This is a genomic window from Pseudorhodobacter sp. (assembly GCF_030452865.1).
In the GTDB taxonomy this organism is placed as follows: Bacteria; Pseudomonadota; Alphaproteobacteria; order Rhodobacterales; family Rhodobacteraceae; genus Pseudorhodobacter.
On the sequence record NZ_JAKDLJ010000279.1, the window covers coordinates 1 to 4966 of the forward strand.

4 protein-coding genes are annotated in these 4966 nt (G+C 60.7%); 3 read left to right on the forward strand and 1 reads right to left on the reverse strand.

From position 1 onward, the window contains the following. From L0H65_RS14475 to L0H65_RS14485, 3 genes are all read left to right on the forward strand, one after another. On the forward strand, nucleotides 1–500 hold a 500-nt coding region (locus L0H65_RS14475; protein WP_301459756.1), incomplete at its 5' end, for a GMC oxidoreductase. A 12-nt stretch (nucleotides 501–512) separates the two neighbouring features. Further along, nucleotides 513–1835 carry a cytochrome c gene (locus L0H65_RS14480; protein WP_301459757.1) on the forward strand — a complete coding sequence of 441 codons (1323 nt, stop codon included), beginning with the start codon at nucleotides 513–515 and terminating at the stop codon, nucleotides 1833–1835. A gap of 69 nt (nucleotides 1836–1904) precedes the next feature. After that, nucleotides 1905–2573 carry a DUF924 family protein gene (locus L0H65_RS14485; protein ID WP_301459758.1) on the forward strand — a complete coding sequence of 223 codons (669 nt, stop codon included), beginning with the start codon at nucleotides 1905–1907 and terminating at the stop codon, nucleotides 2571–2573. 73 nt (nucleotides 2574–2646) lie between these two features. Here the strand turns inward: L0H65_RS14485 and L0H65_RS14490 are convergent, their stop codons facing one another. After that, a complete protein-coding gene (locus L0H65_RS14490) occupies nucleotides 2647–4047 on the reverse strand; it encodes a phospholipase D family protein (RefSeq protein ID WP_301459759.1) in 1401 nt (466 codons plus the stop codon). Nucleotides 4048–4966: the final 919 nt, after the last annotated feature.

The window sequence follows — 4966 nt, forward strand, 5'->3', positions numbered from 1 at the left end:
CGGGGATCAAGAAATGGTACGGCCATTCCATGTCGATCGGCAGTCACGGGTCGAACATGTCCTATCGCGATTGCTATCTTGACCTTGACCCGACCTATAAGGATCAGCATGGCCGCCCGCTGATGCGGATGACGTTCAACTGGAAAGACAACGATATCCGCATGACCCAGTTCATGCGCAGCAAGATCGAACCGATTGCGCAGTTGATGAACCCGACGTCTTGGGCTTCGGGCTATAAGCAGGAGGGTGCGCTCTATGACGTCCGCCCGTATCAGACAACGCATAATGTGGGCGGCACGATTATGGGCACCGATCCCAAAACCTCGGTGCTGAACCGGTATCTTCAATGCTGGGATGTGCATAACGTCTTTGCCATGGGAGCGGGGGCGTTTCCGCAGAATATCCAGTACAACCCCACCGGGGCTGTCGGCGCATTGGCCTATTGGGCAAGCGAGGCAATCCGCAAGGATTACCTGCCCAATCCACGGCCTTTGGTATAGGGAGGCACGAGCATGTACACCTTTCTCCGTATCCTGGCCGCGCTCATCCTCGTCGGAGTGCTGGCGCTGGCAGCTTTCATTTTTGTTCCGGTTCAGTTGACCCCGCCCCAGACCGAACTTGCTGCCGATTATCAGGTTCCCGAAGGGTCGGGCAAATACGCAATGCAACTGTCCGATTGCGCGGCCTGTCATACCGCCGTGGATGGCGAACGCTTTGCCGGCGGCCGCGCCATCGAAAGCCCGATGGGAGTGATCTATTCCTCCAACATCACGCCCGACCCAGAGACCGGGATCGGCGATGTGACGCTGGACCAGTTCCGCGCCGCGCTCTACGACGGGATCGGCAAGCACGGCGAGCATCTCTACCCGGCGATGCCCTATGACAACTATCGCAAGCTGACCGAGCCCGACGTGCGCGCGCTTTACGCGTATTTCATGGACGAGGTTCCGCCGGTGCGCAACGAGGTGAAGGCCGCGGAGATGGGTTTCCCCTTCAACCAGCGATGGGGCATCCGGGCGTGGAAATGGGTGGCATTGGACAAGGCCGGGTTCACGCCGGAGTTTGACGACGAACAGCTTGATCGCGGTGCCTATCTGGTTGAAGGGCCGGGCCATTGCGGCGCCTGTCACAGTCCGCGTAACCAGTATTTCGCGCAGGCGGGATACACGGCAGCGAATGACCGGTTCCTGACAGGGGGCGAGATCGGCGGATGGCATGCGCCCGATCTGCGCGAACCGAACAGTGCGCCGCAGAAATGGGCGGCGGATCAGCTGGCCCACTGGCTGCGCACCGGGCGCAACAACCACGCCGGCGTCAGCGGCGAGATGCAGTTGGTCGTAGGCGAGTCCCTGCAATATCTGAGTGATGAGGATGTCGGCGCGATGGTCGCCTACCTGCGTCATATCGGCCGCGACGGCCCGGCACCCGAGACGCCGCCTGCCCGCCCCGAAACCTCCGGCAAAACCGAGGCGCTGCTCGCCTCTGCCGATCCGGGCATGGAGTTGGGCGCGCGTCTCTACCTCGACAATTGCAACGCCTGCCACTTCGTCGACGGCCTTGGCGCGAACGAGATCTTTCCCGAACTCGACGGCAATTCACTGGTGAACGCGCCCGGCGGCACGGGCCTGATCAATATCATCCTGCATGGCGCGGAATTGCCATCGACCGAAATCCGGCCCATGCGCCTGCGGATGCCCGGCTTTGCCAATCGGCTGACCGACGACGAGGTGGCCACGCTGGCAAACTTCGTGCGCAGCGGCTGGAGCAACTCTGCAGCCCCGATCGATGCGGATGCCGTTGCAGCGCTGCGTGACAGGCCCGCCGAGGCCGATTGAGGGGAACGCCAGGCACTTGGGCCGGCGGCGCAGGAAAGTGTCAAATCCGTAATTCGGAAGGAGGCACAAATGGCAGTTATCAAGGATTGTCGGGAATGGGACGATGTTCTTGATTTCTGGTTTCCTGAAGGGCGGTCTTTGAATGTCGAGGCGCCCGCGCACCACGCACATTGGTCGTGGAGGATGCAGGGCGGCGCCGACGATCAGATCATGGCGCGGTTTGCGGATCTGACCCGAGAGGCGGCGCGGGGTCGCCTCGATCACTGGGCGATGAGCGCGCCTAGAAGGCTGGCGCTGATCATCCTGCTCGACCAGTTTTCCCGTTCGCTGTGGCGAGACGATGCGCGGGCCTTCGCGCAGGATCCGCGTGCGCGGATCCTGGTGACAGAGGGCTTGTCGAACGGGCATTATGCCAAGCTGGAGACGCCGTGGTTTCAGGTCGTCTTCGGCTTGCCACTCGGCCATTGCGAAGGACCCGACCATCTACATCGCCTCGATATGCTGGTCGGCCTGCGCGAAGACATCGCCGCCGCCGCGCCGATCCACCTGCAACCCATATACGCCGGACTGGCCAATCAGGCCCGCGACGTTCGCAAGGTCATCGCGGCGTTCGGACGCCATCCCCATCGCAACGAAATCCTGAACCGTGAATCGACCGCCGCAGAGGCTGCATACATCGCCAAAGGCCAGTTTCCGCATATGAGCGCGTTTCGGCGTCTCGATCCGGCTGACCGGTGATTCACCTTTCACCACGCATTGCAAGGCATCTGCAAGCGGGCTCTAAATGCTGTGGAACCCAGGTGAAGACCGGTCACAAAAGCCATTCCACCGGCAGCCAACCGATGAACGTCAAGGCGGCGCGCTTGGCAAATGTCGTGCCGGGTTCGACATGGGTTGCCGCGTCATTCGATGCGCCGGTCCAGATCAGGCGCCCCTCGCGCAGCTCCACCCGCCACGCAAGTTCGTCAAGGCCCCTGTCGAACGCATCATGCAACCTCTGGGCCATCCTGGTGCTTTGGATCAGCAGGCCCATTTCCGTATTCAGCGTCGCCGAGCGGGGGTCGAAATTGAACGATCCGACAAAGACGCGGGTGCCATCTACAGCAAAGGTCTTGGCGTGAAGATGGGACCCCGACGATCCGAACGGGCCAAGTTTATCAAGCGAGGTCGGTCCACTGGGCCGGGGGCGCAATTCGAACAGGCCGACGCCCGCCCGCAGCAAGTCCTTCCGGCGCTTGGCGTATCCCGCATGAACCGGCATCACGTCCGTCGCGTCGAGTGAATTTGTCAGCATACGCACGGCCACACCGCGCTGTTGCAATGCGGTAAACGCCTTTACTCCGGCGGCACCGGGCACGAAATAGGGCGTTACCCCGTCAAACCGTGTCTTGATCGGCCCGACTGCACTGAGCAGGCGGGTCACAAACAAATCCCTGCGCGGAACTGCGTCAAAACCGATGACAGGATCATCGCTGACCAGCACGGCTTCGGTCCATTCCAGTGGCAGATCGCCCCGCTCCAGCGACGACACGATATCGCAAGCCTCTAGGAGCAGGCGATACTCATTGAAATCCGGCGCCGCCTCGAAGGCAGCCAGCATCGTCGAAATCACCGCGGTGTTGTCCGACGTTCCCAGAATCTGCGCGGCGAGAACGACCGAAACGGAATTCCAGTAGCGGTCGAAATCCTTCGAAATCCGCGGAACGATGTCGCCAACGGCAAGAACATCCAGATCGATTTGCAGGGGGTTCGTGCCGGTTCCGAAATATTCGTCGCCCACGTTGCGTCCGCCCAGGATGCTGACGCGGCCATCGACGGTGAACGCCTTGTTGTGCATCCGGTGGTTCAGCCTGAAGAAATCGAAGGCAAAGGAGAGCCGTTTCAACCGTCGCAGGATGAACGGATTATACAGGCGGACCTCCATATTGGGATGGGCATCCATGGCAGCCAGCACGTCGTCAAGACCGTCAATTCCGTTGTCGTCGAGCAACAAGCGCACCCGCACTCCGCGGTTTGCCGCGCGATACAGGGCCTTGAGAAACAAATGCCCGGTCATGTCGGCGCGCCAGATGTAGTATTGAACGTCGATCGAGGAAACAGCGGCATTGGCGAGCAGAATTCGCGCCGCGAATGCGTCCCGGCCATCCTCCAGCGACGCAATACCGGTCAGCCCCGAGCGCTCATGGGCGCTTTTGGTCACGGCAGCAGCCAACGCACTGTCCTCGACCGGAGGCAGAGCGATAGTCTCTTTCCGATCCGCGCTGTCGGGAACGTGAAAAACAAGGCGCGCCGCAACGATTACGACCGTCAGAAAACAGATCGTGAAAAGAAAGCATCGTAAAAGAGTAAAAAGCACTTGGTAAACTTTCGTTTGTGTCGGTCGCGGGTGACACCGGGCGTGGATCGTCAGTGGGTTTTAATGCCCCGGTGCGGGAGACGATAACCCGGTCCCAACCTGTCCCAAATGCATAATGTCGATTGTCTATACCTCAATATCCTACTTCAACCATGAATAGTCGGCAAGAAACCTCAGCGCCGATCACAAAAGGTGAAATCGACGGCATGATTCCGACCAAAGCTGAGGCAAAGTGACCCACTACCCCCCACCCATAGCCAGCGTTGCAAAGATCGCCCTTTACACTCGCTGGCCGCAATGCGTGCGGCAGTAACCGCCGCTTCCATAGGGTCGCCCTGTTGCCCGAGGCCCGCGAGGCTCCAAAGGTGAAACCCCATGCAGGCGCGCGTGATCGGGTGCAGGTCGGCGGCTTACGCCATCAGGTCAAGCCAACCGCCCGCGCAATCCGCGCAGACTTCCGTAAGTGAGTGGACAGAACATGGGGGGCGTCGTCGGTGGTCTGGCCTGTGCCAAGGTAAGCTCTTTGCGAGGGGTACTGCCATGGATGTACGACTTACGATCGAAACGGCCTTCGACAACAGGGAGAAGCGCACTCATCAGCTTGACAGCATATCTCGACCCTACCGGGTCAGCCTCGGGCTCGGGATATGCGGTGGCCTTGGAGCGAAGGATCGCTGAACCAGAGCAACTCGCCGGAACAGGATCGGTGTCGGTCCAAACTGCACTGGCTTTCTGGGCCTGCGGTGGCCAGGCCCGTCAGACGAAACTCCGCACT

Bases quoted from the DNA above. Each gene is read 5' to 3' on its own strand.
- L0H65_RS14480 (WP_301459757.1), top strand. From the start codon at position 513: ATGTACACCTTTCTCCGTATCCTGGCCGCGCTCATCCTCGTCGGAGTG.
- L0H65_RS14485 (WP_301459758.1), top strand. From the start codon at position 1,905: ATGGCAGTTATCAAGGATTGTCGGGAATGGGACGATGTTCTTGATTTC.